Below are 24,748 nucleotides of genomic sequence, written 5' to 3'. Positions count from 1 at the left end.
TCTAGTTATTAAACCTGAAGGATTTTTTTATGAATAAAATAACGTATTGAAAAATTATTTAGGATATTTCTCCGCAATTTTATCCAACCCTAAATTGTGGATGCTACCTAAATGAGAGTGTTGCTTTCCTAAGTCTGGTTTATAAGTTCCTTCTTGAACTTGACTTCCAATTTTTTGATAAGCTTCTCTAAATGACATTCCTTCAACCACCAAATTATTGATTGAATCTACTGTAAATAAATATTGATATTTCTCATCATTCAAATCGATATCTTTTACAATCACTTGTTGTATTGAGTAATTAAAAATGTCTAAAATATCTTTTACATCTTCAAAAGCAGCAATAATATTTTCTTTTAATAACTGAAAATCTCTATGGTAACCTGTTGGCAAGTTATTGGTAATCAATAACATTTCAGAATGTAAAGCCTGAATTTTATTACATTTTCCTCGAATCAATTCAAACACATCAGGATTTTTCTTGTGAGGCATAATGCTACTTCCTGTGGTTAATTCATCAGGAAAAGAAATAAATCCAAAATTCTGACTCATATACAAACAAACATCCATAGCAAAACGAGCCATTGTGTTACACAAACCTCCTAAAGCAGCTGCAATAGAACGTTCACTTTTTCCTCTGCTTAATTGTGCAGCAACTACATTATATTTTAAGGTTGCAAAATTCAATTCTTTAGTTGTTAATTCTCTATCAATAGGGAAGGAACTTCCATAACCAGCAGCAGAACCTAAAGGATTTTGATCTACCACTTTTGACACTGCATTTAGTACATAAACATCATCAATTAATAATTCTGCATAAGCAGAAAACCACAATCCAAATGATGATGGCATTGCTACTTGCAAATGCGTATAACCAGGTAACAAGCTGTCTTTATGAGTTTCAGCCAAACTTAACAAGGTATCAAACAACGTTTTTACTTTATCATTTACAATGGCTAAATTCTCTTTATAATACAATTGTAAAGCCACTAAAACTTGATCATTTCTAGAACGAGCAGTATGAATTTTTTTACCAACTTCACCTAATTTGTTGGTCAATTCCCATTCAATTTTAGAATGTACATCTTCAAAAGAAGGTTCAATTACAAAATCTCCATTTTCAATGTCTGTTGCTAATTCTTGTAATCCTTTTTTTAGGTCAGCTAATTCATCAGTAGTAATAATACCAATAGAATCCAACATTATTGCGTGTGCTAAAGAAGCTTGCACATCATATTTTGCAATGTGTATGTCAATTTCTCTGTCATTACCTACAGTAAAATTTTCTATTTGTTTGTCTATTGAAAATCCTTTATCCCAAAGTTTCATATTTTCTTAGTTTTTGGTTTTTGGTTTTTGGTTTTTAGTTGGAGCTTTAAAACTACTAACTAAAAACCATTAACCATCAACTATTTTTTAATTACTCGATTCAACAATTCCACATAAATCTGTATTCCTTCTTCAATTTCCGATAAATAGATAAATTCATCTGCAGAATGAGAACGTGTGCTATCTCCTGGACCTAACTTTAAAGATTGGCAAGATAACACAGATTGATCAGACAACGTTGGTGATCCATAAGTTGTTCTTCCCATAGCAATTCCAGCTTTTACCAAGTCGTGGTTAATTGAAATAGAAGAGGAGTTCAATCGTAAACTTCTTGGAGTTATTTTACTACAAGGTGACTGTTCTTGCAAAATGTCCGCAATTTCTTGATTGGAATAGGCATCATTTACACGAACATCAACTACTAAATCTACGTGACCAGGAACTACATTATGTTGTGAACCTGCATTAATTTGAGTGACTGTCATTTTTACATCACCTAAAGCATCTGAAGATTTTTCAAACTTAAAATCTTTAAACCACTGTAAAACTTCAATGGTGTTGTAAATGGAATTGTTATCATTTGGATGTGCTGCGTGACTTGGAGTTCCATCAACTTGCGCATCAAAAACTACCAAACCTTTTTCTGCAACTGCTAAATTCATTAAAGTAGGTTCACCTACAATGGCCACATCAATATGAGGAATTATAGGTAGCATAGAGTTTAACCCATTATTTCCACTGTTTTCTTCTTCTGCAGAAGCTACAATAACCAAATTGTATTTTAAATTGTCTTGTGCATAAAAATTGGTAAACGTTGCGATTAAAGAAACCAAGCAACCACCTGCATCATTACTTCCTAAACCGTATAATTTACCATCTTTTACAATTGCTTTAAAAGGATCGTTTGTGTATTTTGAATTTGGGTGTACAGTATCGTGATGAGAATTTAACAACAAAGTAGGTTTGCTTTCATCAAAATATTTGTTGGTTGCCCAAATGTTATTTTTTGTTCTTTTAAACGGAATTTGGTATTCTTTAAACCATCCTTCAATTAATAACGCAGTGTTTTCTTCTTCTTCAGAAAAAGATTGTGTTTCAATCAAATTCTTTAAAAGTGCTATTGCGTCTTTTGTTAATTTTTCTAAGGTCATAATTATAAAGTGATTGTTGTAAACAACTCGTTTTCTTTGGTTAACATAGATGTATTTCCAATATGTACTTTTTGTACACCATTTTTTAAAGCATCAAAACAATTGTCTAATTTAGGAATCATTCCATCAGAAATAACTCCATTTTTTAATAATTCTTGATAGGTTTTTGAGTTGATATGTTTAATGACAGATGCTTTATCATCAAAATCTTGTAAAACCCCATTCAATTCAAAGCAATAATAAATTGAAGTATCATAAAGTTCACTCATTCCTACAGCAATTGTACTTGTAATGGTATCTGCATTTGTGTTTAGTAATTGTCCTTTTCCATCGTGAGTAATCGCACAAAAAACGGGTGTAAAATCCGCTTGAATTAATTTGTCAATTGAATTATTTGCCACTTTTTTCACATCACCTACAAAACCAAAATCAATTTCTTTTACAGGTCTTTTATCAGATTGAATACTGTTGATATCTGCACCTGTTAACCCAATAGCATCAGTACCTAAAGCTTGTAGTTTTGCAACTATATTTTTATTGACTAATCCACCATACACCATCGTAATTACTTCTAAAGTTTCAGCATCAGTAATACGTCTTCCATTTACCATTTTAGACTCAATACCTAATTTAGTGGCAATATGAGTTGCTCTTTTTCCACCTCCGTGAACTAAAATCTTTTTTCCTTCTAGATTAGAAAATAGTTTTAGAAATGCATGTAAAGAAGTTTCATCTTCTATGATATTTCCACCTATTTTTATGATTGATAGTTTTTCCATTTGTCAGCTATTTGCTATTTGCTTTTAGTCGTTAGCATCTAATTGCTAAAAGCTAAAGGCTATAAGCCATTTATAAATCTTCTAATATTTTTTTCAATACCAATTGTGCTGCATATGTTCTGTTATTTGCTTGTTCAATAACCAATGAGTTTTCTCCATCTAAAACTTCATCAGCAACCACAACGTTTCTTCTTACAGGCAAACAGTGCATAAATTTTGCGTTACCGATTTTTTTATTGGTAATCATCCAATCTAAATCGGTTTTTAAGACTTTTCCATAATCTTCATAAGAACTCCAATTTTTAGCGTAGATAAAATCAGCATTTTTAAAAGCCTCTTTTTGATTGTGGTAAATAGGTGTGTCTTTTGTGATTTGTGAATTCAAATTATATCCTTCAGGATTTGCAATTACAAAATCAACATCCATTTTTTGCATTGCTTGTACAAAGCTATTTCCAACTGCGTGAGGTAATGCTTTAATATGTGGCGCCCAACTTAACACTACTTTCGGTTTCTTTTTGGTTGTGTTCTCTGCAATTGTAATGGCATCAGTTAAACCTTGTAAAGGATGACTAGTAGCACTTTCCATATTTACAATTGGCACAGAAGCAAATTTCGCAAAAGAATTCAAGACTTGCTCAGATTCGTCTTTTACTTTATCAGTCAATGTTGGAAAAGCTCTTACTGCTATTACATCACAATATTGAGAAACTACAGCTGCAGCTTCTTTTATGTGTTCTGCTGTGTTACCATTCATAACAGTACCATCACCAAATTCAATTCCCCAAGCATCACCAGAAACATTCATTACAATTGGATTCATTCCTAAATTTAAAGCGGCTTTTTGCGTGCTTAAACGCGTTCGTAAACTCGAATTAAAAAACAACAATCCCAAGGTTTTGTTTTTCCCTAATTCGAAATTTGCTAATGGATTTGCTTTAATTTCTCTGGCCTCTTCAATCCAAGAATTGATATTGTCGATATCGTTTATATGTGTATAATTTTTCATATTTCCAAAATAGATTTCGACTGCGCTCGACCAGACATAAAGCTGTCTCCTCGAGCGCAGTCGAGAGGTTTTAATTCTCTAATATTTCCAACTCACTTTTTAATGCTGTAAAAAACACATCTATATGTTTCTTTTGAACTGTTAAAGAAGGTAAAATTCTTATTAAATTAGGGTTTTTTGCACTTCCAGTAAATATTTTGTGGTTGTAAATCAGTTTTTTACGTAATTCTGCAATAGGAAAATCAAACTCTAAACCTAACATTAATCCTCTTCCTTTTAAATTTTTTAATTGTGGAATTTCCTTTGATTTTTCAATAAAGTATTTTGAAATTTCTTTCACATTTTCCATCAATTTCTCTTCTTTGATTACATCTAAAACCGTTAAAGTTGCAGCGCAAGCTAAGTGATTTCCGCCAAAGGTAGTTCCTAACAAACCAAAAGATGCTTTAATAGAAGGATGAATTAAAATACCACCTACAGGAAAACCATTTCCCATTCCTTTTGCAATAGATATAATATCTGGAGTTACATTAAATTTTTGAAAAGCAAAAAAATCGCCAGTTCTACCAAAACCAGACTGAACTTCATCTGCAATAAAACACGTATTGTATTTTTTACACAATTTATCAGCAGTTTCGTAAAATTCAGCAGTACTTTCATCTAAGCCACCAACACCTTGAATAAATTCTATTATAACAGCACAAACATCGTTTTTAGCTAATGCTTTTTCCAAACCAACTAAGTCACCTAATTCTAAAATTTCAACTTCCTGTTGTGCGTTTAATGGTGCAATAATTTTTGCATTATCAGTTGCAGCAACTGCAGCAGAAGTTCTACCATGAAAACTATTTTTAAATGCAACTACTTTTTTCTTGTTTGTGTGAAAAGAAGCGAGTTTTAAAGCATTTTCATTGGCTTCTGCACCAGAATTACACATAAATAATTCGTAGTTTTTACAGCCTGAAATTTCCTCTATTTTTTCTGCTAACTCTTCTTGTAGCGGATTTTGAATAGAATTGCTATAAAAGCCCATTTTTGCAACTTGTTCACTAATATTTTTCACATATTTAGGATGTGAATGTCCAATAGAAATTACAGCATGACCTCCATACAAATCTAAATATTCAATATTATTTTCATCATAAACATATACATCTCTTGCCTTTACAGGAGTGATGTCGAACAACGGATATACATTAAATAAGCTCATTATATTTGTTCTTTTTTAATATTGTTAATTTTATTGAAAGAAGCCACCATTCCTTGAATCAAAGAAGAACTTAAACCTTTGTGTTCCATTTCATTCAAACCCTCAATAGTACAACCTTGAGGAGTTGTAACTCTATCTATTTCTTCTTCAGGATGATTTTCATTAGTAATTAATAAGTTTGCAGCTCCTTCACTTGTATACATAGCCAATTCTTGAGCTTCTTTTGCATCAAAACCTAATTGAATTGCAGCTTGGGTAGTTGCTCTAATTAAGCGCATCCAAAAAGCGATTCCACTTGCACAAACCACAGTTGCAGCTTGCATTTGCGACTCAGGAATTGCCAACGAATGACCTAATCTGTTAAATATTGCTTCTGCAAGTTGAATTCTTTTTTTACCTTGTTCATTACTACACAAACAAGTCATTGATTTTCCAACAGCAATTGCTGTATTTGGCATCGCTCTAATAATAAATTTATCTGCACCAACTTTTTCTTCAATTTTAGGAATTAAGAAACCTGTAATTGTTGAAATTAACACATGTTTTTCGGTTAATATTGGTTTTATATCTTCCAGAATTTGTTCAAAATGAGCAGGTTGCACTGCAAATATTAAAACATCAGAATTTTTTACAGCTTCTTTATTGTCAGTTGTTAAGAACACGTTTTTGTATCCGTCGAATTCTGCAATTCCGTCTAAATTTCTTTTGGTTAAGTACAAAGAGGTAATTGCGTTGTTGGTAATTAAACCTTTTGCAATAGATTTGCCTAAATTTCCTGTTCCTATGATTGCTATTTTCATAATTTTTGGTTTATGGTTGTTAGTTATTGGTTTTTGGAGGTTTTACAACAAACCAAAAACCATCAACCAATTATTAAAAATAATTTGCTTTTAAATTAATTCCTGTAGTTTCTTCAAAGCCAAATAGTAAGTTCATATTCTGAATTGCTTGACCAGAAGCACCTTTTAATAAATTATCAATTGTGCTTGTAATCAATAATTTGTTGTCATATTTCATTAAATGAATTAAGCATTTGTTGGTATTTACGACTTGTTTCATGTGAATTTCATCATCAGAAACAAACGTAAAAGCCGCATCTTTGTAAAATTCTTTATAGATTTTTTTTGCATCATCTACACTTCCATCATATTTTGTATACACAGTTGCAAATATTCCTCTAGAAAAATTTCCTCTGTTTGGAATAAAAATAACATCATCATTATAACCACTTTGTAATTGATTGATTGTTTGGTTTATTTCGCCCAAATGTTGATGTGTAAATGCTTTATAGTGAGAAAAATTATTATCTCTATACGTAAAATGCGTAGTTGCAGATAATGAAGTTCCTGCACCAGTAGCTCCAGTCACAGCGTTAATATGAATGTCTTTTTTTAACAATCCCTTTTTTGCCAAAGGTAAAATTGCCAATTGTAAAGCAGTTGCAAAACAACCAGGATTTGCAATATGTTTAGCAGACTTTATAGCGTTTTTTTGTAATTCTGGTAAACCGTAAATAAATTCTTTATCACCGAAATTTTTATTGGCAGTTAATCTGAAATCATTACTTAAATCGATGATTTTTGTATGATCTGAAAACGAATTTTTCTCCAAAAATGCTTTTGAATTTCCATGGCCTAAACACAAAAATAAAACATCTACATTTTTGTTAATTTCCGAAGAAAAAACAATTTCTGTGCTTCCAATTAAATCTTGATGCACTTTATATAATTTATTACCAGCATTTGAGGTACTGTACACAAAATTGATATTTGTTTCAGGATGATTCAATAATAATCGTATTAATTCTCCTGCTGTATAACCTGCACCACCTATAATTCCTACTTGTAACATAGTTATTTATTTACTTGTTGATAAATTTTATTCTGATTTCCTAAAATTTTGATAAACCCTTTGGCATCGTCTGCTGTCCACGCTTTATTTTCTTCACCATACGTACTAAACTTGCTAGACATTAAATCGTGGTTAGAAACAATTCCGTCTAAAGTAAAATGATAAGGTTTTAATGTAACTGTAACGTCACCTGAAACCATTTTTTGCGAACTTTGTAAAAATGCTTCAGTATCTCTCATCACAGGATCTAAATACTGACCTTCATGCAAATGCATTCCGTAAAAACTCGATAAATATTCTTTGTGTTGCAATTGCCACTTTGTAAGCGTATGTTTTTCTAATAAATGATGTGCTTTTACCGTAATTAAAGCAGCAGCAGCTTCAAAACCAACTCTTCCTTTTGTACCAACAATAGTATCACCCACATGAATATCTCTACCAATTGCATATTTTGATGCAATTTCATTTAAGTTTTCAATATTTATTTCAGGTTTATTTTTTTGACCATTTAAAGCTACAAACTCACCATTTTTAAATGTTAGTGTTACTTTTTCTTCTCCATTTTTTTCTAATTGAGAAGGATATGCTTCACTTGGTAACGGTTTTTCTGACTTTAAAGTTTCAACTCCACCAACACTTGTTCCCCAAAGTCCTTTATTTACAGAATACTTCGATTTCTCCCAAGGCATATCAATTCCTTCAGCTTTTAAATAATCTATTTCTTCTTGTCTTGTTAATTTTCCATCTCTAATTGGCGTAATAATTTTAATTCCAGGAGCCAAAGTTTGAAATATCATATCAAAACGAACTTGGTCGTTTCCAGCACCTGTACTTCCATGCGCAATATATTCTGCATTTATACTTTTTGCGTATTCTATAATTTCTATGGCTTGAATAATTCTTTCAGCACTTACAGAAAGAGGATATGTACTGTTTTTTAATACATTTCCAAAAATTAAATATTTTACTACTTTGTTATAAAATGTTGCAACTGCATCAATATTTTTATAAGTAGAAACACCCATTTTATAGGCATTACTTTCTATGTTTTTAATTTCTTCTTTAGAAAAACCACCTGTGTTTACACTAACTGCGTGTACATCATATTCTTTAGATAGGCTTACTGCACAATATGAAGTATCTAAACCACCACTGTATGCAATTACTAATTTTCTTTTATTATTTGACATTTTTATCTTTTTTTAGAAACAAGTTCTGTTTTATTTTTTTTAATCTTTTAAAAACGTTTTCTTTTACTTCTTTGTAAGGCTTGTTATCGTTTGCTTTTGGATCAAATAGCATTCCTGTACACAAACACATTTTTTGCTCAGTTCTGGTTAAAACATCATAATTCTTGCAGGTTTGGCAACCTTTCCAAAAAGATTGATCGTCTGTAAGTTCAGAAAAAGTAACAGGTTTGTAGCCTAAATCACTATTTAGTTTCATAACAGCTAAACCAGTGGTAATACTAAAAACTTTAGCATCAGGAAATTTTGTTCTTGAGTGATTAAAAATTACTTGCTTAATTTGTTTGGCTAAACCTAAATTTCTAAAATCAGGATGAACAATTAAACCAGAATTAGCAACAAATTTTCCATGACCCCAAGCTTCAATATAACAGAAACCTGCAAATTTATCGCCTTCTAAAGCAATAACAGCGTTTCCGTTTTCCATTTTGGTAATAATGTATTCGGGTTTACGTTTAGCGATTCCTGTTCCTCTAACTTGAGCCGCTAACTCTATAGTTTCGCAGATAATTTCTGCGTAAATGCTATGAGATTTATCAGCAATTACAATTTGCATTGTATTGGTTTTTTAAAAATGAATGTATTTGATTTTTTATGTTGTAGTGTAGAATTGGACTCACCTAATTCCATAATTTATAAAACACCCAAAGGGCGAATTAAAAAAAAGCGGCGCACAAATTTCCTATTATGAGAAATAATTTGGTTTTGATTGCTTTTGATGTTTGTTGTGTGATTGTAATACATGATAAAAAATAAAATAATAGTGTCCCTTTTAATTTCGAAGCTATAGAATTAGCGAATTATGCTGCGATTGCGCAACATGGGTACCATAGTAAAAGTTTTATTTTTTGTAGTAAACATGATGTAAAAGTATATTTTTTTTTTAATTGAAGATGAAAAATAATGTCTTTTTTAAAACTTTTATCATTTTATTAAAAAAACATTTTATTATTTGCTAATTCTTTAGCAAACACTTTTATTCATCTCTTTAAATTATAGATTATGTTTTCTTTAGAATTACTTAAACATCGTAAAATTAGTGAAATGTGCACTTGTAAATTTTAAAAGTTACAGTTCGTCTTGAAAAAAATACAGTTGGGTATTTTTTAATTTAAAAAAGTAGTGTTGTATCGCATCTTTGTACCATCAATAACATTTAAAAACAAATATTATGAAATTTTTAATTCCAATTTTAGTAGTAATGATGGTATCAATTACAAATGCTGTAACTGCACAAAACACAAAAACAATTACTGTAACTGTTGTAAATGCAACTTCAGATACAGGTGAAATAGGTTTTGCATTATACAATAAAGATAATTTTATGGGAAAACCTATTGAAGGAAAAAGAAGTGAAATTGTAGATGGAAAAAGTACTGTTGTTTTTGAAAACGTTCCTTCAGGAGTATATGCAGTAACTTGTTATCATGATAAAAACAACAATAATAAAATGGATTTTTCTTCCAATGGAATGCCTTTAGAAGATTATGGTGCTTCTAATAATGTAATGGCTTTTGCTCCGCCAACATTTGAAAATGCAAAGTTTACTTTGAAAGATGAAGATTTAAAATTAGAAATTAAATTTTAGTAAATTACGCTAAAATAGTGTAGGAATTTATCCAATATAAGAACATGAAACATCAAGAAGTTTACAACATAAAAAGCGTTAAAAAAGCAGCCATATTGTGCTTGAAAATGACTATAATTTTTGGAGTTGTATTTGGTGTGCTTTTCGGCCAAAGAACGTTAGAAGGTATTGCTTGGTCATTTGTAATTTCTGGAATGTATTCTTATGGATTGGGTTTTGGTAACGGATTTATTAACAACTATTTGTCTTCTAAATGGAGTTGGATAACACAAACAAACCAAAGAGTTTGGGCAGGAATTATAGCTACAGTTTTATACACAGTTCCTGCAGTTTTATTGATTGATTATGTTGTTTTTGTAGTTTTAAATAATTTAGATTCTTCTAAGTTTTTTAATGGAACATATCTTTTATTGCATCTTTTTTATATCATTCTCTCTTTAGGAATTTCTACATTTTTACATGCTAAAGATTTTATGCAGAATTGGAAAACTGCAATGACAAAAGAAACTACTAAACAAGAAATTGTTGCAAAAACGGAAACAGCAAAGTTCGAATCTTTAAAAAATCAATTAGATCCGCATTTTTTATTCAATAGTTTAAATGTTTTAACGAGTTTAATCGGCGAAAACCCCAATCAAGCTGAAAGATTTACCACAAAACTCTCCAAAGTTTACAGGTATGTATTAGAGCAAAGAAATAAAGATTTGGTACCTATTGAAGAAGAATTAAAATTCGCAAAAACGTATATGGAATTGTTAGGTATGCGTTTTGAAGATGCAGTGAAATTTAACATTCCAGAATCTATTGATAATAATGAGTTGAAAATTGTGCCTTTATCATTACAGCTTTTATTAGAAAATGCCGTAAAACACAATGTGGTTTCCACGTCTAAACCACTAACAATTAGTATTTATCAAGAAGATAATTATCTAATTATAGAAAATAACATCAACCCAAAAGAAGCCATAGGGAAAAGTACCAAAGTTGGCTTGCAAAATATTGCTGATAGATATGGATTGATTACAAATAAAGGCGTGAAAATAGAAAACAATAATAAAACATTTAAGGTGAGTTTACCTCTCTTGATTAAAATGAATAACAGTATGTACCCAGATAATTTAGAAAACAGCAAATATATTAGAGCAGTAGAAAGAGTTGAAAAATTAAAAGAATTTTATCAGAATTTAGCTTCTTATTGCTTGGTAATTCCTTTTTTAATTTTTATTAATTTAAGATTCTCTCCAGGATTTCAATGGTTTTGGTTTCCCGCTTTTGGATGGGGAATAGGTTTGACTTTTCATTTTTTAGAAGTAAATAATTACAATATTTTCTTAGGTAAAAATTGGGAAGAGAAAAAGATAAAAGAAATGATGGAAAAAAATAATACTCGTAAATACAATTAAAATGAAACAAGATTTTTTGAAAGAGCAACAAGAATATATCAAAGCAAAAAAAAAAGGTAAAAGAAATAAAAGATTTTTACATGCATTTGGTAGTAATGATTTTTGCATTACCAATTGTTATCACTGTAAACTTGCTATTTGTACCGCATTTTCACTTCTTCTGGTTGGCTGCATTCGGAATGTTATTTTCAGTAGTTATTCACTGGTTGCAGGTATTTGGATTTTCTAAGTTAGGTTTAGGAAATGACTGGGAAGAAAATAAAATTAAACAAATAATGAAAGAAAATGGAAAGAATAGATAATTATAAAAGCAATTACGCAGAAGAACATAAATACTTATTAGCAAAAAAAAGAGTAGAAAAAATAAAAGGTTTTTACATCCATTTTGCAGTGTATATCATTGTAAATATATTTATTAGCACCATTATAATTTATGGTTTAACAAATGATAGTGATGGAGAATATGGTTTTCAAGACGCAATTACTCATTTTGGTACTTACTCTACTTGGTTATTTTGGGGAATAGGATTGTTTTTTCATTGGTTAGGAGTTTTTGGAACCAATTTATTCTTTGGAAAAGACTGGGAAAAAAAGAAGATTGAACAATATATGGATGATCGTAAATTTTAATCAATTTTAAAATGGAAAATTATATAGAAAATACTGCCTATAAGAAAGCAGCAAACAATGTAAAAAAAATAAAAAATTTTTATAATCACTTACAACTATTTGTAATTGTAATGTTTGCAGTAGTTCTTTTTTATGGCACAATTATTACTTTTTTTGAAGCTCGTATTTCCAATTTAAATTCATTAAAATGGATAAAAGCAAATATTTGGATCAACGCACTATTATGGTTTTTTGGGTTGATTATTCATGGAATTTATGTATTTAAATTTAAAACGGATTTTATGGATAAATGGGAACAGAAAAAAGTAGAAGAAATTATGAAAAAAAATAAAAAATAAAATGGAAAGCCAATTTGAATCAGAAAAATATAAGCAAGCCAAAAAAAGAATTCATGAAATTAAACAGTTTTATAAGCACTTTTCAGTCTATTTAGCTATTAATTTATTTTTTATTGGAAGACGTATTTATAAAGATATAAATCGTGGGGATTCTGTAATAGAAGCGTTTACAGACATCAATAATTATAACTTTTTCTTTTGGTGGGGTATAGGTTTAATTATTCACGGATTGTTAGTTTTTGGGGCTCCAAAAATTTTTAGTAAAGATTGGGAACAACGAAAAATTGACGAATTAATGAGAAAATAGTTTCTTATTTTAGTATCAAAATTTCAAAGTCCAGAATTTAAAAATTATATTTTTAACCACAAACCACAAACCACAAACCACAAACCACAAACCATCAACCAAAAACAACTACGCAAAAACAAACTAATGAACGTATTAATAATCGAAGATGAAAAACCCGCAGCAAGAAGGTTAAGTAGAATGCTAAATGCTTTAGATATTGAGGTGCAGCAAATGTTACATTCTGTAGAAGAATCTTTAAACTGGTTGCAGAATAATGAGCATCCAGATTTAATTTTTTTAGACATTCAATTATCAGATGGATTGTCGTTTGAAATTTTTGAAGAAATTGATGTGAAATCTGCCATTATTTTTACCACAGCTTATGATGAATATGCCTTAAAAGCTTTCAAATTAAATAGTATCGATTATTTATTAAAACCTTTAGATGAAGACGAATTAAAAGTTGCAGTAGATAAATTTAAAGAACATCAACCTACAAAAACAGATGTGCAAGTAAATTTAGACGATATCAGAAAATTATTGATAAATCCTGTAGATAGAAAATTCAAAAAACGAATTTCAATCAAAGTGGGGCAGCATATAAAAATTATTAATATCGATGAAATTGAATGTTTTTACAGCGAAAATAAATCGACATATATTCATACTTCAGAAAATAGAAATTATTTGTTAGACAATTCTCTAGAAAACTGGCAAGAACAATTAAATCCAGAACAATTTTTTAGAGTCAACCGAACTTTTATTGTTCACATCAACGCTATAAAAGACATTATTGCCTATTCAAACTCACGCTTAAAATTAATTTTAAACTCTTATAACGAACAAGAAATTATTGTAAGTAGAGAACGCGTAAAAGATTTTAAGAATTGGATTGACTAGTATTAGTTTCAAAGTTTCAAAGTTTCAAAGTTTCAAAGTTTCAAAACTTCCAACTTCTAACTCCAGACTTCCAGCTTCAGACTCCCAACTTACCAACAACTCACTAACATAAAATAACAATTCACTATATTTCATTTTTTATTAAAGATGATAAGTTTCATTTTTGATGAAAATTAGAAAATATGAAAGTAAATTTTAAACAAATAATCATATCATTATGCATCTTTTTAATGATAGTTTTTATTTCGCACCTTATATCAAAAGGAATAGGAAATTATGATAATGATGATTTTTATAGAGCCTATATAAGTGCGTTTATTATTTTATATATACCCATAATTATATCTATTTTATTTTTTAAAAATAATAAAAATTGGAAATTTTATTTTAAAAGTCCATTTCTATCATTTTTTGTAGTCTTTGTATTGGTATTTGTTTATTTCAAAAAAATGAAGTTTAGAGATGATTTTAGTTTTTTTGAGGTTACTACTTTAATGAATTCTTTATTAGCTTTTTTTTCAGCTCTATTAACAAATTTTATTTTAATCATAATATCAAAAATTAAGAGTAGAAAAAGATTTACGATGAAGGTAAGATATTCTATTAAAAAAGTTTTATTGATTCCCTTTTTCGCTTCAATTATTTATAGTATTCTAATAATTATTGGATCTTCTAGCTTTATGAACGCATTACATATTTGGAGTAGTTTTTTCCCATTAGGTATTGTTTTAGCCATAATTTCAATAAATTTTTTTATTGCTTTTAATAATGTTTATAAGGTAATCTTATATTATATTTTTATTATTTTATTTTGCGTAGCAATAAGTAATATTCCTTTGATTATTCAGAGTGGAAATTTTAATTTTAACGAAAGATTTTTTAGAAATTTAATCTTATCAATAGTCCTTTTTGGTGTTTATTATTTATTTATTATTACAGTAGTTCATTTATATTATCTCAAATTAATTTCCAAACAAGAAAAATCAATTTTAACTCAACAATCCTTAGAATCTCAGTTAAACTACCAACAATTGAAAAATCAATTAAGTCCACATTTTTTGTTTAATAATATTAATGTTTTAACCAGTTTAATTGAAGAAAATCCTAAAAAGGCAGTTGAGTTTTCCGAAAATTTATCACATATTTATAGATACTTTTTAGAGCAAGAAAAACAAGATGTGGTATTGGTAAAAGACGAAATTGCGTTCGCCAAAAGCTATTTAGAATTATTAAAAGACAGGTTTGAAGTGGGTTTAAATTTCTCAATTTCTATTGATGAACATATAAATGAAAAATACATTGTTTCTACCATTTTACAACAGGTTTTAGAGAATGTAGTAAAACACAATACTATTAACGAAACTGAAAAAGTTGAAGTTAGAATTTTATCAAAAGAAAACTATTTAATTGTTGAAAATAATAAGAATCCAAAATTGAAAGCAGCAAATAATTCGCAAAAAGGCATTGACAATATTAAAAAGAGAATCGCTTTTTTTACGGATGAAAAAGTTGTTATTGAAAATACTGATAAGAAATATATTATTAAACTTCCAATTTTAAAAACTGTGTAATGAAAGCGATTATTATAGAAGATGAATTACCATCTGCAAGAAGATTAGAGCGTTTATTGCAAGATTTTGATATTGAAATTTTAACCACTTTAACCGCTGTAAAAACTACTATAAACTGGTTACAAACCCATAAACAACCAGATGTTATTTTTTTAGATGTGCAACTTTCAGACGGCTTGTGTTTTGAGATTTTTAATCAGGTTAAAATTACTTCAAAAATAATATTTACAACTGCATTTAGTAATTATAGTATCAAGGCTTTTGAGTATAACAGTATTTCGTATTTACTAAAACCAATTCATAAAGAAAAATTAAAAAGTGCCATTGAAAAAGCTAAAAAAGTTCATCAAAAAGATACGGATTTAGCACAATTTAAAGCGCTTTTAACCAATTACAAAACCGAAATTTACAAAGATAGTTTTACGGTAAAAGTTGGGCGAAAAATCAAAATGATTTCAACAAAAGAAATAATTTGTTTTTATAGTTTTGAAAATGCTACCTATTTAAAAACAATTGAAGGGCATTATATTGTAAATTACTCATTAACCAGTTTGGAGTCTGATTTAAATCCAGAACAATTTTTTAGAGTCAACCGAACTTTTATCATTCACATCAATGCTATAAAAGATATTATTGCATACTCTAATTCACGTTTAAAATTAATTTTAAACTCTTATAACGAACACGAAATTATTGTAAGCAGAGAACGTGTAAAAGATTTTAAGAGTTGGATTGATTAATATTATCTTTATTATCAAAAAATCTATTTGAGTTAAGAATTAGTTGAATAAGAAACAAATACAGCTATCAAATGCACTAATTTTGATTTAAGGCGAATAAGTTTTTGCTTTACAGATTAATTAATCAATAATAATTCAAATAAAAATATGTCAGATAAATTACAATATAGTCCAGAAAAATTATCAAAATTCAAAACGATTATTAAAGAAGAATTGAAAGAAGTAGAAGATGAGTTGTTTAAGTTTGAATCAAATTTAAAAGAACAAAAACAACGTTTGGCAAATGCAAATGTAGATTTTAATCAAACTAGTAAACATTCGCAACAACAAGCAAAAAACAAACAATTAAAACAACGTTTAGAAGAAAAAACGAAAGAACTAAAATCTGCTCTACAAAGAATTGAAAATAAAGTTTATGGTATTTGCGAGCAAACAGGACAATTAATTAGAGAAGAAAGATTGTTAGCAAAACCAACTGCGCGCTTTGATATTTTACCAAAACAAGATTAATTTTATAGTCATTTTTGAATTAATTAAAACAAACCAGTAAAAATATTTCCTAACAATTAAACTTTCTTTATTTTTATGCTTTTGAATTTGAAACCTAGAAGCTAAATTCATTTTTATAGTTTCATATTCTACATAAAAATATTTAAATGAGTCAACAAAAAGAATTCTTCGATTTTATAAACGAAGGCTACCAAACCAAAGGCGATTTTATTGCTCTTGGTGCAGCAATGTTAGGTGAAGAAACTATTACAGATGCATTGGTTAAAGTTCCTTTAAAAACTTTAAATAGGCATGGATTAATTGCTGGAGCTACAGGAACAGGTAAAACAAAAACACTACAAGTTTTAGCAGAAAATTTATCAGAAAAAGGAGTTCCTGTTTTGTTAATGGACATCAAAGGTGATTTATCTGGTTTGGCACAACCAAGTCCTGGTCACGCAAAAATTGATGAACGTCATGCAAAAATTGGTTTTCCGTTTACAGCCAAAAAATTTCCAATTGAAGTACTAACAATTTCCGAACAAGATGGTACTAGAATGCGCGCCACAGTTTCTGAATTTGGACCTGTTTTATTATCCAGAATTTTAGATTTATCGGAAACACAAAGTGGTATTGTAGCTATTATTTTTAAATATTGTGATGACAACAAGTTACCACTGTTAGATATAAAAGATTTTAAAAAAGTATTGCATTATGTTACCAATGAAGGTAAAGAGGAAATTCAAGCAGAATATGGGCGAATTTCATCATCATCAACAGGAGCAATTCTTAGAAAAATAGTAGAAATAGAACAACAAGGTGGAGATTTATTTTTTGGTGAAAAATCTTTTGAAGTAGAAGATTTAACAAGAGTAGATGAAAATGGAAACGGAATTATATCTGTTTTACGTTTAACAGACATACAAGACAAACCAAAACTGTTTTCTACATTTATGTTACAATTATTGGCAGAAGTGTATGAAACATTTCCAGAACAAGGAGATTCTGGCAGACCAGAATTAATTATATTCATAGACGAAGCTCATTTGGTTTTTGAAGAAGCTTCCAAAGCATTATTAAACCAAATAGAAAGCATTGTAAAACTAATTCGTTCTAAAGGAATTGGATTGTATTTTGTTACTCAAAACCCAAAAGACGTTCCAGAAGATATTTTAGCACAATTAGGATTAAAAATACAACACGCATTAAGAGCTTTTACTGCAAAAGACAGAAAAGCTATAAAACTTGCCGCAGAAAATTATCCTGACTCAGCATATTATGACACAAAAGAGGTTTTAACTCAATTAGGTATTGGTGAAGCATTTATTTCCGTTTTAAATGAAAAAGGGATTCCAACACCTTTGGCAAGAACCATGTTGCGTGCTCCAATGAGCAGAATGGATGTTTTAACAGACAAAGAATTAAAACAAGTAATTGAAAACTCTAGGCTTTTTTATAAGTATAATGAAAACTTAGACAGAGAAAGTGCTTACGAACTCTTAAACTCTAAAATAGAAAAGGTAAATTTGGCAGAAGCTAAAGCCATAGAAAAAGCAAAAGAGGCAGCAGAAAAAGAAAGAATTGCTAAAGAAAAAGAAAAAGAAAGAATTCGTGAAGAAAAAGCAAGTAGAACTTATTCACGAAGAAGAAGCACAAGACAAAGCCCAATTGTAAAAGTTTTAACAAGTGCAACTTTTATTAGAGCTGCTTTTGGTATTTTAAAAAAAGTATTGAAATAACAAAAACAAAATTTACACGTTATATAAACGAAAAAAATATTTATAATGATTAAAAACAACCTTTCAGCAGTCGTACTTATTTTAGTTTCAATTTTTTTTATAAGTTGTGGAGGCAATGATAAATTTAAAATAGAAAAAGGTAAAGTTGGTGAAATCACTGCAAAAACAACAGTTAACGATTTAGATAATTTATTTAAAAACGATTCTATCGTTAAAAATTTAAGTGAAGGAGCTTTAGGCGATAGTTATTTTCAAGATGAAGATGAGTATTTAATTTTCGAAAAAGGAGGGAAGCATTTATTAACAATCACTCCAAACGAACAGTTAGATTCTGTTTCAACAATAAAAAGTGTAGAAATACATGATGCTCGTTACCAAACAGAAACAGGTTTAAATTTAAACGCTACCTTTTCGGAAATAAATACAAATAACAATATTAATAGAATAGAATCTACAATTTCTTCTGCAACCTTATTTATAAACGATTATAATATTACCATTGCTATTGATAAAGAAGAATTGGGTTTAAAAGACTTTAGTTCTCAAAAAGTAAGTTTGCAACAAATTCCAGATTTAGCAAAAATGAAATCTTTTATTGTTTGGTTTAATTAAACGTTATTTTGAAAAGTTTTTCCATAGAAAAATCTAAAAAAACTGTTTTATCACCAAATTCTGAATTTGAAAGACGTGTTATTTTTCAATATTATTTAGATAATGATATCTCCATAAATGAATTTGAAAGAGAAATTTTAAATAATTGTACAGTTTCTGAACCAGAATCTATTGGAATAATTGGATGCTTGTTAAACGATTCTAGTCATTTAAATACATTACGATTGGCAATTGGAGCTAAAAATAAATCTAATAAAAAATTGGCTAAAAATGCTGCATCTTCTTTTACTTCTGAAGCATTAGAAAAAGCCAATAATTATTATTCTTTTGAAAAAGATTTTGATCTTTTTACCAAAATTGAACAAATTGTTAGTAGAGAGTATGATATGTTATATTATTAAAAAATGAAAAAATATATAATTCAAACATCACCTTTTGTAGTGCCAACAACTGATGGAAAACTGATAGAAGAACATTTTGGCAATGCAACTGATAACAATTCACAAATAAGTATTGCACACATGATTGCGCCACCAAAGTGGAAAGAACCCTTTCAAACTCCAGAATTTGATGAATATACTTACATTATCAAAGGGAAAAAACAATTTATAATAGAAGACGAAACAATTGTTTTAGAAGCAGGACAATCTATTAAAATTGAAAAAAACACAAGAGTACAATACTCAAATCCCTTTGATAACCCTTGTGAATATTTAGCAATTTGTTTACCTGCATTTTCTATGGATTTGGTAAATAGAGAAGAGTATTAAGCTTTTTTTCTGGTTAAATAAAAAGGTAAATAAATCAGCAAAAAATAAGGGATCACAATCAACTCTACTACAAAAACATATTTAGGCCAATCTCCAAAAAGGTCTAATAATGTTGCTGCATCTGGTTTTCTGTTTGTATAAAAGTAATTTGAGCCTATAAAATAATTTAATACGAACATTAGCAACATATAAACTTGCATTGCTAAAAACGATTTTCCAACACTTTTTAAAGTAGGTCTCATTTTGTAAACAAAAGTTGCATACATCATAAAAATAACCAAACCTGCATGTACAAACCAATATCTAAAAAACTGAAAATTTAAAAAGTTAGTTTCATCAGGTGTAATTAATGATTGCATAGTACCTGCTAATATCAAAAATAAAAATATTTCGTAGTACAAAAATTTTTTGGTGACTGATAATATGGGGATTATAATAGCCATAAAACTGCATAAATGTAAAGGTAAATCTTTTTGATAGTCGAAATTACCTTTATAAAATTTTAAAATTGTACCAAAAATAACTGTCAAACAAATTGAAAATGCCAAAAAGTTTCCTATAGTATTTTGAATTTTTTCTTCTTTATTTTTTACCCACAAAATTAAAAATGTACCAAAGAAAGTAAAAACCAACAAAACCAATAAATGCTGTATTGTAAATGGTGTGAAGTTGTTGTTTTCTTCTAATAAAAAATTCATTTAGCTTTATTTTTATTGCAATCTATTAAATTTTTTGCATTAATTAATTCATATTTTTTTTGATTGAGTTAATTTTATATTTGAATTTTACATTTTTAAATTTTAAAAATGAATACATTGCAATAAAAATTAAAATGACAAATACAATTGCTCCGAAAATAATACGACAAATTTTTGTTTTACTACTTATATTATTTATTGGAATCTTAATTTTTAGGGAAATGATGCCCTATTTATCTGGGGTTTTAGGCGCAATAACCATATATGTTTTGTTAAGAAAATGGATGGTTTTTTTAGTAAAAAAGAAATGGAACCCTGATTTGGCAGCAGCTTTTTTAATGCTTGTTTCATTTGTATGTATTTTATTGCCAGTTGCAGGTATCATTTTAATGTTAGGAAACAAAATAGGTGATGCTGTTTCCAATTCTGAAGAGGTGATGCAAGTAATAAAAAATCAATTTGAAAAAATAGAAAATAGATTTGGTTTTGATTTGGGTTCAAAAATTAATGTTTCTGAAGTTTCTGGTTTTATTACAGATAATTTAGAAGGTGTTGCAGGTAGTACTTTTAATATAATTATAGCAATAGGTATTATGTACTTTTTGCTTTATTATATGTTTACGAACAGATCTCAATTACGAGATTCGTTATATGAATATATTCCTATTAGTGAAAAGAATTTAAAAATTATTGGTAAAGAATCTCAAGCAATGGTCCGTTCTAACGCAATTGGAATACCTTTGGTTGCAATTGCCCAAGGTATTATAGCTTTAATCGGATTTTTAATTTTCGGTGTTCAAGATCCATTTTTTTGGTTTATCATTGTTACAGTTGGTTCTATGATTCCCTTCATTGGAACTTTAATTGGTATTCTTCCTGTTTTTATTTTAACAATTGCTTCTGGAAATGAGTTTTCTGCTTGGGGTATATTAATTTACGGTTTAGTAGTTGTAGGTTCTACAGATAATATTATTAGACTTTTTTTACTGCGAAAATTAGACAATGTGCATCCATTAATCACTTTAATTGGAGTAATTGTAGGTGTGCCTTTATTTGGCTTTATTGGTCTTATATTCGGACCATTATTAATAAGTTTATTTTTAGTAATTGTAAGGATTTATAGAAAAGAATTTGGGCAGAAGAATACAGAAAAGGCAGTTTTATAAATCTTGTTTTTTTGTGTTTGCCAAAACAGAATCTTTAAATTTCTTTAATTTTTTGTTTTTCTTTTTATCAATATAATGTCTTAAAACTCCACCTTTTACGCTATTTACATCAAACTCTACAATAAAAGCTTGTTTGTCAATATCATGAATTAAACGATACATTTTTTTGATATCAATTCTGTTAATGATAGAGTGGATGATATCAAAATTTTCTGCTTCACCTTGACTACCAAAACCAGAAGAACCTTTGTATAGCGTTAAACCTGTTCCTAATTCTTCTAAAATGGCAATTTTAATTAAGTCGTTTTTTTTAGAGACAATTGTAACCCCAATAAAATCTTCAAAACCTTCAATAACAGTATCTGTAACTTTTGATGCAATGATATAAGTTAAAATGGAGTATAATGCAACTTCTGCAGAAATTACAAAAGCAGTAATACTGAATAATATAATGTTGAAAAATAGTATGACTTTACCAATACTAATACCAAATTTATCGTTTACATACACTCCTAAAATTTCTGAACCATCTAAAACAGAACCGTTTCTAATAGCAATTCCAATTCCAGAACCTACTAATAAACCTCCAAAAATGGAAATCAATAATTTGTCATCTGTAACTGTTTGAAAGTTTTCAAAATGAATAAACAGAGCTAATCCTAAAATACTAATAATAGATTTTATAACAATTCTTTTAGATACTGTATAATATCCTAAAATTAAAAAAGGAATACTAAAAAGCACAAGTAAAATGGACATACTAATATTTACTTGTGTTTTTACCAAAATGGCTATTCCAGTTACACCACCATCTAAAAAACCATTTGGTAAAAGAAATGTTTTTAAACCAATACTAGCTAATACAATACCAATAAAAATTTGAGCATATTCAAAAAAATAATCAATGATTCTATTGTTTTTTTCTGTCATTTTTTAATTTTTTCTTTCACAAGCTAATAAGGTATTTTTTAGCAGCATTGCAATTGTCATTGGACCTACACCTCCTGGAACTGGTGTTATAAAACTTGCTTTTTCAGAAACTTCATTAAAAGCAACATCACCAACTAATCTAAAACCACTTTTTTTGCTAGAATCTGCTATTCTTGTAATACCTACATCAATTACAGTAACATCGTCTTTAACCATGTCTGCTTTTAAGAATTCAGGAATTCCTAAAGCAGCAATTATGATATCTGCTTGTAAAGTAAGTTCTTTTAAGTTTTTAGTTCTACTGTGAGTTATTGTTACGGTTGCATTTCCAATACGTCTTTTTTGAGATAATAAAATACTCATTGGACTTCCAACAATATGGCTTCTACCAATTACAACAACATGTTTTCCAGAAGTTTCTACATTGTAACGATATAATAATTCTAAAATACCAAAAGGTGTTGCAGAGATAAACGTAGGTAAATTTAATGCCATTTTACCAACGTTTGTCGGGTGAAAACCATCTACATCTTTATCTGGATCTACAGCCATTAAAATTTTTTGTTCATCTATATGCTTTGGTAATGGAAGTTGTACTATAAAACCATCAATATCAGAATCTACATTTAAAATATTAATTTCATTCAATAAGCTTTCTTCTGTTGTATCATCTGGAAGTCTAATTAATGTAGACTCAAAGCCAACACGTTCGCAAGCTTTTACTTTTGCATTAACATATGTAAGACTCGCACCATCATTTCCTACAATTATAGCTGCTAAGTGTGGTACTTTTTTTCCTTTATTTTTCAGTTCAACTACTTCTAAAGCAAGTTCCTCTTTTATATCTGCAGCTGTTTTTTTTCCGTCTAAAATTGTCATGATTTATTTTCTAATGTATATTGTAATATTGATGTTAAAATTATTGAATTGTTTTAAGATAGTATAGTTATTTTTTAAAATTTTTAATTCTTCGTTAGAAAGATTATAAACCGTAGCATAAAATACGTATTTATTTTTTCCATTAAACTTTGAAAAAGACCTTTTATCTCCAGTAAAATCAATAGCATCTATACTATTAATATTTGGAAAAAAAGTAGCGACTTCTTCTATATTAATATCTTTTTCATTTAAAAAATCAATAGCAGATAGTCTTAAAGAATGATAAGGCAAGTGTGCCAAAGTAGCATCCCAACCTTGAGAAATTTCTTTTGGATAAATCCATAAATTACCAGTAATTAAGCCTAAAAATAAAAAAGTATAAATTATTTTTTTATGTTGATAGAATTGCGAAATAAGTAAGAAAGCAAAAAGTGTTAAACAACTAAACGAAATAATAAAATAACGATGACCAAAAGCGTTTGTAGCCATTAAAACTGTTACAATTACAAAAATAACTGAAGTTATAGCGAGTAAAAACAATTGTTTGTTTTTTTGTTTTTTTACTATTTTTTTTCCGAAAACAATAAAAGAATAAAGTATAAATACAATTATAAAAACTCTACCAAAATCTACATATCTCCAAACCAAAACAGCGCAGTTTTTTATAAACGTATAAAAGTCTGCAAAGTGCCAAAGACTTGCCCAAGGTGAATCAGGGTGTGTTTGTAACCAGCCTTTAGTGGTTAATCTCCAAACAACAAAAGCAACTCCTGGTAAACTAGCAAAAAAATAAAATTGTATATATTTTAGATTTAAAATGGCTTTAATTTTTTTCTTTTCTAATAAAATAGCATTTAAAACGTCAAATAATAGTAAACCCCCAAATAGCATCATACTTCTAAAAGTTATAATGCTTAAAAAGAATAAGCCAATAAATTTACATTTTAAGTTTTTATATAAAATACCATTCACAGCTAATAGAAAGAAAAACAAAATAATAATCTCTGGATTTACCAGAACAAAGGCAGTTGATAATGTAGGATCTATAATTACGATTAAAAAAGCGAAAAAACGTAATGAATTTTTATTTATAAAATAGCTTATAAATTTATAGAGTTGAATAAAAAAGCCAAAATTAAAAAAGAAAATTAACAAATGACTTACCCATAATTTATGACCTAAAATTTTCCAAAAAATGGCAAGTAAAAAACCTAAAAAAGGAGGGTGACCAGGGTCAAAACTATTTGGTATTGTCCAATTAAAAATGGAGTTTGCATATAAATGATTTCCCATTTTTGAGGCAAACAAAACGTTGTCCCAAAACATACCATTATTTTTTGATACCCAAAAAATGAGGACACTCAACGTTATAAAAAAAAGATTTCTCAATTTTTTAGAATCTACGAATGTTTGTAATATGTTTTGCATTT

General features: G+C 28.6%; 28 protein-coding genes. 15 read left to right on the top strand and 13 right to left on the bottom strand.

Annotation, left to right across the window (positions count from 1 at the left end; translation table 11 throughout):
* Positions 1-54: 54 nt before the first annotated feature.
* The 9 genes from argH to FDT66_RS05620 all read right to left on the bottom strand — a co-directional run bounded on the left by argH (position 55) and on the right by FDT66_RS05620 (position 9,132).
* On the bottom strand, positions 55-1,329 hold the full coding sequence (gene argH, locus FDT66_RS05660; RefSeq protein ID WP_138535177.1) for an argininosuccinate lyase: 1,275 nt from the start codon (positions 1,327-1,329) through the stop codon (positions 55-57).
* 80 nt (positions 1,330-1,409) lie between these two features.
* Positions 1,410-2,480: a M20 family metallo-hydrolase gene (locus FDT66_RS05655; protein WP_138535176.1), complete on the bottom strand. Its 1,071-nt coding sequence runs from the start codon at positions 2,478-2,480 to the stop codon at positions 1,410-1,412.
* A 2-nt stretch (positions 2,481-2,482) separates the two neighbouring features.
* Complete coding sequence (gene argB, locus FDT66_RS05650) at positions 2,483-3,259, bottom strand: acetylglutamate kinase (protein WP_138535175.1); 777 nt, start codon at positions 3,257-3,259, stop codon at positions 2,483-2,485.
* A 70-nt stretch (positions 3,260-3,329) separates the two neighbouring features.
* Positions 3,330-4,268: an N-acetylornithine carbamoyltransferase gene (locus FDT66_RS05645; RefSeq protein WP_138535174.1), complete on the bottom strand. Its 939-nt coding sequence runs from the start codon at positions 4,266-4,268 to the stop codon at positions 3,330-3,332.
* Positions 4,269-4,338: 70 nt separating this feature from the next.
* On the bottom strand, positions 4,339-5,478 hold the full coding sequence (locus FDT66_RS05640; RefSeq protein WP_138535173.1) for an aspartate aminotransferase family protein: 1,140 nt from the start codon (positions 5,476-5,478) through the stop codon (positions 4,339-4,341).
* The gene (gene proC / locus FDT66_RS05635; RefSeq protein WP_138535172.1) at positions 5,478-6,278 is read right to left on the bottom strand and encodes a pyrroline-5-carboxylate reductase; all 801 of its coding nucleotides are present in this window, start codon (positions 6,276-6,278) and stop codon (positions 5,478-5,480) included. The genes FDT66_RS05640 and proC overlap by 1 nt, the downstream gene beginning before the upstream one ends.
* A gap of 73 nt (positions 6,279-6,351) precedes the next feature.
* Positions 6,352-7,329: an N-acetyl-gamma-glutamyl-phosphate reductase gene (argC, locus tag FDT66_RS05630; protein ID WP_138535171.1), complete on the bottom strand. Its 978-nt coding sequence runs from the start codon at positions 7,327-7,329 to the stop codon at positions 6,352-6,354.
* A 2-nt stretch (positions 7,330-7,331) separates the two neighbouring features.
* Positions 7,332-8,519, bottom strand: coding sequence for an argininosuccinate synthase (locus FDT66_RS05625; RefSeq protein WP_138535170.1), 1,188 nt, complete (start codon positions 8,517-8,519; stop codon positions 7,332-7,334).
* The gene (locus tag FDT66_RS05620; RefSeq protein ID WP_138535169.1) at positions 8,509-9,132 is read right to left on the bottom strand and encodes a GNAT family N-acetyltransferase; all 624 of its coding nucleotides are present in this window, start codon (positions 9,130-9,132) and stop codon (positions 8,509-8,511) included. Before FDT66_RS05620 ends, FDT66_RS05625 begins: the two co-directional genes overlap by 11 nt.
* A 615-nt stretch (positions 9,133-9,747) precedes the next feature.
* Here FDT66_RS05620 and FDT66_RS05615 point away from each other — a divergent pair.
* The 14 genes from FDT66_RS05615 (at position 9,748) to FDT66_RS05550 (ending at position 19,645) form a co-directional block, all read left to right on the top strand.
* Positions 9,748-10,164 carry a DUF2141 domain-containing protein gene (locus FDT66_RS05615; RefSeq protein WP_138535168.1) on the top strand — a complete coding sequence of 139 codons (417 nt, stop codon included), beginning with the start codon at positions 9,748-9,750 and terminating at the stop codon, positions 10,162-10,164.
* A gap of 44 nt (positions 10,165-10,208) precedes the next feature.
* The gene (locus FDT66_RS05610; RefSeq protein ID WP_138535167.1) at positions 10,209-11,567 is read left to right on the top strand and encodes a 2TM domain-containing protein; all 1,359 of its coding nucleotides are present in this window, start codon (positions 10,209-10,211) and stop codon (positions 11,565-11,567) included.
* A 35-nt stretch (positions 11,568-11,602) separates the two neighbouring features.
* Positions 11,603-11,869, top strand: a complete 267-nt coding sequence (locus FDT66_RS05605; protein ID WP_394347925.1) for a 2TM domain-containing protein — start codon at positions 11,603-11,605, stop codon at positions 11,867-11,869.
* A complete protein-coding gene (locus tag FDT66_RS05600) occupies positions 11,853-12,197 on the top strand; it encodes a 2TM domain-containing protein (protein WP_138535166.1) in 345 nt (114 codons plus the stop codon). Before FDT66_RS05605 ends, FDT66_RS05600 begins: the two co-directional genes overlap by 17 nt.
* A gap of 11 nt (positions 12,198-12,208) precedes the next feature.
* A complete protein-coding gene (locus FDT66_RS05595; RefSeq protein WP_138535165.1) occupies positions 12,209-12,535 on the top strand; it encodes a 2TM domain-containing protein in 327 nt (108 codons plus the stop codon).
* Position 12,536: 1 nt separating this feature from the next.
* Positions 12,537-12,842 carry a 2TM domain-containing protein gene (locus FDT66_RS05590; RefSeq protein ID WP_138535164.1) on the top strand — a complete coding sequence of 102 codons (306 nt, stop codon included), beginning with the start codon at positions 12,537-12,539 and terminating at the stop codon, positions 12,840-12,842.
* 126 nt (positions 12,843-12,968) lie between these two features.
* Positions 12,969-13,724, top strand: coding sequence for a LytR/AlgR family response regulator transcription factor (locus tag FDT66_RS05585; RefSeq protein WP_138535163.1), 756 nt, complete (start codon positions 12,969-12,971; stop codon positions 13,722-13,724).
* A 1,031-nt stretch (positions 13,725-14,755) separates the two neighbouring features.
* The gene (locus tag FDT66_RS14115; protein WP_222927908.1) at positions 14,756-15,295 is read left to right on the top strand and encodes a sensor histidine kinase; all 540 of its coding nucleotides are present in this window, start codon (positions 14,756-14,758) and stop codon (positions 15,293-15,295) included.
* Positions 15,295-16,035: a LytR/AlgR family response regulator transcription factor gene (locus FDT66_RS05575; protein ID WP_138535161.1), complete on the top strand. Its 741-nt coding sequence runs from the start codon at positions 15,295-15,297 to the stop codon at positions 16,033-16,035. The genes FDT66_RS14115 and FDT66_RS05575 overlap by 1 nt, the downstream gene beginning before the upstream one ends.
* A gap of 147 nt (positions 16,036-16,182) precedes the next feature.
* On the top strand, positions 16,183-16,545 hold the full coding sequence (locus FDT66_RS05570; protein WP_138535160.1) for a TraR/DksA family transcriptional regulator: 363 nt from the start codon (positions 16,183-16,185) through the stop codon (positions 16,543-16,545).
* 146 nt (positions 16,546-16,691) lie between these two features.
* Complete coding sequence (locus tag FDT66_RS05565; RefSeq protein WP_138535159.1) at positions 16,692-18,263, top strand: helicase HerA-like domain-containing protein; 1,572 nt, start codon at positions 16,692-16,694, stop codon at positions 18,261-18,263.
* Between the two features lie 45 nt (positions 18,264-18,308).
* Entirely contained in the window at positions 18,309-18,875 is a 567-nt protein-coding gene (locus FDT66_RS05560; RefSeq protein WP_138535158.1) for a hypothetical protein, read from the top strand.
* An 8-nt stretch (positions 18,876-18,883) separates the two neighbouring features.
* On the top strand, positions 18,884-19,276 hold the full coding sequence (locus tag FDT66_RS05555; RefSeq protein ID WP_138535157.1) for a hypothetical protein: 393 nt from the start codon (positions 18,884-18,886) through the stop codon (positions 19,274-19,276).
* 3 nt (positions 19,277-19,279) lie between these two features.
* Positions 19,280-19,645 (top strand): cupin domain-containing protein, encoded by a 366-nt coding sequence (locus FDT66_RS05550; protein WP_138535156.1) that lies wholly within the window; start codon positions 19,280-19,282, stop codon positions 19,643-19,645.
* Here the strand turns inward: FDT66_RS05550 and FDT66_RS05545 are convergent.
* Positions 19,642-20,343 carry a YwaF family protein gene (locus FDT66_RS05545; RefSeq protein ID WP_138535155.1) on the bottom strand — a complete coding sequence of 234 codons (702 nt, stop codon included), beginning with the start codon at positions 20,341-20,343 and terminating at the stop codon, positions 19,642-19,644. The genes FDT66_RS05550 and FDT66_RS05545 overlap by 4 nt on opposite strands.
* 134 nt (positions 20,344-20,477) lie before the next feature.
* On the opposite strand from FDT66_RS05545, the gene FDT66_RS05540 reads away from it, so the two are divergent.
* Complete coding sequence (locus tag FDT66_RS05540) at positions 20,478-21,509, top strand: AI-2E family transporter (RefSeq protein ID WP_138535154.1); 1,032 nt, start codon at positions 20,478-20,480, stop codon at positions 21,507-21,509.
* On the opposite strand, the gene FDT66_RS05535 is transcribed toward FDT66_RS05540, so the two are convergent.
* From FDT66_RS05535 to FDT66_RS05525, 3 genes are read right to left on the bottom strand one after another with little or no spacing between them, the layout of a single operon-like run.
* Positions 21,504-22,439, bottom strand: a complete 936-nt coding sequence (locus tag FDT66_RS05535; protein ID WP_138535153.1) for a YitT family protein — start codon at positions 22,437-22,439, stop codon at positions 21,504-21,506. The genes FDT66_RS05540 and FDT66_RS05535 overlap by 6 nt on opposite strands.
* Positions 22,440-22,442: 3 nt before the next feature.
* Positions 22,443-23,318, bottom strand: coding sequence for a bifunctional methylenetetrahydrofolate dehydrogenase/methenyltetrahydrofolate cyclohydrolase FolD (gene folD / locus FDT66_RS05530; RefSeq protein ID WP_138535152.1), 876 nt, complete (start codon positions 23,316-23,318; stop codon positions 22,443-22,445).
* 3 nt (positions 23,319-23,321) lie between these two features.
* Entirely contained in the window at positions 23,322-24,644 is a 1,323-nt protein-coding gene (locus FDT66_RS05525; RefSeq protein ID WP_138535151.1) for a hypothetical protein, read from the bottom strand.
* Positions 24,645-24,748 lie beyond the last annotated feature (104 nt).

Source organism: Polaribacter aestuariivivens, assembly GCF_005885675.1.
Taxonomy (GTDB): Bacteria; Bacteroidota; Bacteroidia; order Flavobacteriales; family Flavobacteriaceae; genus Polaribacter; species Polaribacter aestuariivivens.
This window is presented reverse-complemented; position numbering and strand designations above follow the sequence as displayed.

Excerpts from the sequence above, each read along its gene's own strand:
- argH (WP_138535177.1), bottom strand. The coding sequence starts at position 1,329 with ATGAAACTTTGGGATAAAGGATTTTCAATAGACAAACAAATAGAAAAT.
- FDT66_RS05655 (WP_138535176.1), bottom strand. The coding sequence starts at position 2,480 with ATGACCTTAGAAAAATTAACAAAAGACGCAATAGCACTTTTAAAGAAT.
- argB (WP_138535175.1), bottom strand. The coding sequence starts at position 3,259 with ATGGAAAAACTATCAATCATAAAAATAGGTGGAAATATCATAGAAGAT.
- FDT66_RS05645 (WP_138535174.1), bottom strand. The coding sequence starts at position 4,268 with ATGAAAAATTATACACATATAAACGATATCGACAATATCAATTCTTGG.
- FDT66_RS05640 (WP_138535173.1), bottom strand. The coding sequence starts at position 5,478 with ATGAGCTTATTTAATGTATATCCGTTGTTCGACATCACTCCTGTAAAG.
- proC (WP_138535172.1), bottom strand. The coding sequence starts at position 6,278 with ATGAAAATAGCAATCATAGGAACAGGAAATTTAGGCAAATCTATTGCA.
- argC (WP_138535171.1), bottom strand. The coding sequence starts at position 7,329 with ATGTTACAAGTAGGAATTATAGGTGGTGCAGGTTATACAGCAGGAGAA.
- FDT66_RS05625 (WP_138535170.1), bottom strand. The coding sequence starts at position 8,519 with ATGTCAAATAATAAAAGAAAATTAGTAATTGCATACAGTGGTGGTTTA.
- FDT66_RS05620 (WP_138535169.1), bottom strand. The coding sequence starts at position 9,132 with ATGCAAATTGTAATTGCTGATAAATCTCATAGCATTTACGCAGAAATT.
- FDT66_RS05615 (WP_138535168.1), top strand. The coding sequence starts at position 9,748 with ATGAAATTTTTAATTCCAATTTTAGTAGTAATGATGGTATCAATTACA.
- FDT66_RS05610 (WP_138535167.1), top strand. The coding sequence starts at position 10,209 with ATGAAACATCAAGAAGTTTACAACATAAAAAGCGTTAAAAAAGCAGCC.
- FDT66_RS05600 (WP_138535166.1), top strand. The coding sequence starts at position 11,853 with ATGGAAAGAATAGATAATTATAAAAGCAATTACGCAGAAGAACATAAA.
- FDT66_RS05595 (WP_138535165.1), top strand. The coding sequence starts at position 12,209 with ATGGAAAATTATATAGAAAATACTGCCTATAAGAAAGCAGCAAACAAT.
- FDT66_RS05590 (WP_138535164.1), top strand. The coding sequence starts at position 12,537 with ATGGAAAGCCAATTTGAATCAGAAAAATATAAGCAAGCCAAAAAAAGA.
- FDT66_RS05585 (WP_138535163.1), top strand. The coding sequence starts at position 12,969 with ATGAACGTATTAATAATCGAAGATGAAAAACCCGCAGCAAGAAGGTTA.
- FDT66_RS05575 (WP_138535161.1), top strand. The coding sequence starts at position 15,295 with ATGAAAGCGATTATTATAGAAGATGAATTACCATCTGCAAGAAGATTA.
- FDT66_RS05570 (WP_138535160.1), top strand. The coding sequence starts at position 16,183 with ATGTCAGATAAATTACAATATAGTCCAGAAAAATTATCAAAATTCAAA.
- FDT66_RS05565 (WP_138535159.1), top strand. The coding sequence starts at position 16,692 with ATGAGTCAACAAAAAGAATTCTTCGATTTTATAAACGAAGGCTACCAA.
- FDT66_RS05560 (WP_138535158.1), top strand. The coding sequence starts at position 18,309 with ATGATTAAAAACAACCTTTCAGCAGTCGTACTTATTTTAGTTTCAATT.
- FDT66_RS05550 (WP_138535156.1), top strand. The coding sequence starts at position 19,280 with ATGAAAAAATATATAATTCAAACATCACCTTTTGTAGTGCCAACAACT.
- FDT66_RS05545 (WP_138535155.1), bottom strand. The coding sequence starts at position 20,343 with ATGAATTTTTTATTAGAAGAAAACAACAACTTCACACCATTTACAATA.
- FDT66_RS05540 (WP_138535154.1), top strand. The coding sequence starts at position 20,478 with ATGACAAATACAATTGCTCCGAAAATAATACGACAAATTTTTGTTTTA.
- FDT66_RS05535 (WP_138535153.1), bottom strand. The coding sequence starts at position 22,439 with ATGACAGAAAAAAACAATAGAATCATTGATTATTTTTTTGAATATGCT.
- folD (WP_138535152.1), bottom strand. The coding sequence starts at position 23,318 with ATGACAATTTTAGACGGAAAAAAAACAGCTGCAGATATAAAAGAGGAA.
- FDT66_RS05525 (WP_138535151.1), bottom strand. The coding sequence starts at position 24,644 with ATGTTTTGGGACAACGTTTTGTTTGCCTCAAAAATGGGAAATCATTTA.